This is a genomic window from Rhodococcus phenolicus, from assembly GCF_001646785.1.
GTDB lineage: Bacteria > Actinomycetota > Actinomycetes > Mycobacteriales > Mycobacteriaceae > Rhodococcus > Rhodococcus phenolicus.
Map to the genome: position 1 here is coordinate 1 of NZ_LRRH01000025.1, position 718 is coordinate 718.

Consider the following 718-nt stretch of genomic DNA (forward strand, 5'->3'; position numbering starts at 1 on the left):
CAGGAGGCACTGTCGATGATCGACCCGACCGTCGACGGCCTGGTGATCGCCGTCAACGGCCAGGTGCCGGACGGCGAGGACCTGTCGTGGCTGTGGGATGTGCGGTTCGAACACTTCGACGGTGTCCAGGTGGTCGCATCCGGTGAACGCGGCACCGATCTCGCGGTCCGCCTCACCTACGCCGGCGTCGAACACACTTTGGTTTCGGATCCGTTGCGCGCCATCGCTTCCTGCCCCGCCGGCCGGGTGGAGGTACTCGCCAACTACACGGCGTTCCGGGATCTGAACACTGCGCTCGCGAAGGGGTCCGCACATGCCTGAGTCGACCGTCCGCATCGGACTGGTCCTGCCCGACGTCATGGGCACCTACGGGGACGGCGGCAACGCCCTCGTGCTGCGGCAGCGCCTGCGGATGCGCGGATACGACGCCGAGATCGTCTCGATCGGCCTGGAGGACCCGGTTCCGGAATCGCTGGACCTGTACACGCTCGGCGGTGCCGAGGACTCGGCGCAGCGTCTCGCGACCCGGCACCTGCTGCGCTATCCGGGCCTGCAACGCGCCGCCGAACGCGGTGCGCCCGTGCTGGCGATCTGCGCGGCCATCCAGGTACTCGGCCACTGGTACGAGACGTCGGCGGGCGAGCGCGTCGACGGTGTCGGAATGCTGGACGTGACCACGTCGCCGCAGCAGACCCGCGCGATCGGCGAGACCGTGATC

The 718-nt window shown here is 69.1% G+C and carries 1 protein-coding gene and 1 pseudogene; both read left to right on the top strand.

Translation table 11 applies throughout. The annotated features are described in order from the left end of the window. The coding region (locus A8G15_RS08695) for a DUF1727 domain-containing protein (protein ID WP_156665310.1) at nt 1-321 on the top strand (321 nt) is incomplete at its 5' end. Beyond that, a pseudogene (locus A8G15_RS08700) lies at nt 314-718 on the top strand (glutamine amidotransferase); the annotation flags it as partial. The gene A8G15_RS08695 and the pseudogene A8G15_RS08700, both read left to right, overlap by 8 nt.